A 1708-nucleotide genomic window follows, 5' to 3' on the forward strand; every position below is an offset into this window, starting at 1 on the left:
GCTAGGAGCTTGGGTCGGTAAGCCGTTGGTGGGGTGAGGTCGTCGAAGGTGCGTACAGATCGCAGTCCGTGGCTCTGAGGTGATCTGGTTGCACGTTCGATGCGCGATCGCGTGTGGTGAGCGCCCAGTGCGCCCGGTGCCCTGCCGACGGGGCCTCAATAGGCGGGTAGGGCCGAGAGGCCGGTAAGTCCGATGTGGCCGTGCAGTTTTCGTATGTTGTGGCACGCCGCGAGCAATAGCCATTCGCCGCGGGCCTGCTCAAGGCCGCGCAGCAGAAGATGTTTGGCGTTCTGCAGCGTCGACATCTGACCGAACACCGGTTCCACGATGGCTTTACGGCGGGCATAAACCTGCTGGCCACGTTTGGTGGTGAGCTTGCGGGCCATCCGTTGCTTGGTGGTGGCATCGGCCGGGATGCGTCCGCGTGGGGCCACCGGGGCCGGGTCATCACGGCGCCGGCGGCCGGGGGCAATGAAGAACTCGGTCCCATACGTAGCGGTGTATGCGGCGGCGGCCTCACAGTTGGCGGCGCTGCTGTAGCCGGCATCAGCGAGCACCTGGGCGGGAACCCGGCCGGTGTTGGCCGCCGCTTGCCGGGTCATCGGCAACAGGGTGCCCACATCGGCGGCGTTGGTGCCCACTGCGGTGGCCACGATCACCTGATGATCGGCATCGACCACAGCCGCGGCGTTGTAGCACTGGTGAAACGCCCCATCGGCGGTGAGCATGATCTTGGAATCCGGATCGGTGAAGTTGCGCTGCGCCTTGGGTTTCGGTGTGGCTGCTGCGGCGGCGGCCGCTCCCGCACTGGTGGTGGTGTCGTCATCATCGTCGCGTTCACGGGCTTTGCGTTCAGCGTCGGCGCGGGCCGCCTCGGCAGCTTCGTGCTCCAGGGCGGCTTTGGCCTGGCGAATCTTCACCAGCCGGGTCTCGCGGCGGGCCAACTCGGCCGGGAGCTCATCACCACGGCGGTCCTTACCGAACTGCTGGTCTTCGGCCTTGTCGATCCGTTCAGCTTCCAATAGCAGCGCTGACACTTCGGCGGCCAGGACTTTCTCTTTCTCGGTCATCCGGGCATAACTCATCGCTTTGCGTTTGGAGGCATTGGCCCGCACCTTCGTGCCATCAAGGGCGACCCGGCCCAAGGACACCATGCCCGCGGCCTGACACAACGCCAACGCCTGCACGAACACATGTCCCAGGGCGGACAGGTGGCGTTTACGGAACCGGGCGATCGCCCGGTAATCCGGGGCGCTACCAGAGGCCAGCCACCGAAACGCGACCACATCCACGCACGCGGCTTCCAGCTTGCGTGAGGAACGCACCCCGGTCGTGTACCCGTACAGCAGAATCCGCACCAGCAGCCGCGGATCGTACGGTGGCCCACCCCGGACCTCGGTATAGGCGGCATGGATCCGGGACAAGTCCAGATGCTCATCGACCAACTCGGCGATGAACCGGGCCAGATGCTCAGCGGGCAGCCAGTCATCGAGCGACGGCGGCAACAACAGGCCCTGCTCCGGCGCGAACGGGCGAAACGTCTTGTCCACCGGCGCCTTCGGCGCCACAGAATGTGAATCCACCCGCTGCCCGGGGTCTACCTCGAACAACCCGCCATCACCGAGATCATCACGCACACCTAAGGATCCCGTATACCGGCAGCTCGCACCAACACCCCGCCCGGCGTGTTACTGACCCACGCTCCTAG

At 65.6% G+C, this 1708-nt stretch carries 1 protein-coding gene; it reads right to left on the minus strand.

Going from position 1 to position 1708, the window contains the following annotated elements:
* Positions 1 to 155: 155 nt before the first annotated feature.
* Entirely contained in the window at positions 156 to 1550 is a 1395-nt protein-coding gene (locus EB75_RS27270; protein WP_464481422.1) for an IS1182 family transposase, read from the minus strand.
* Between the last annotated feature and the right edge of the window lie 158 nt (positions 1551 to 1708).

It is taken from the genome of Mycobacterium sp. ST-F2, from assembly GCF_001905655.1.
Classification (GTDB): Bacteria; Actinomycetota; Actinomycetes; order Mycobacteriales; family Mycobacteriaceae; genus Mycobacterium.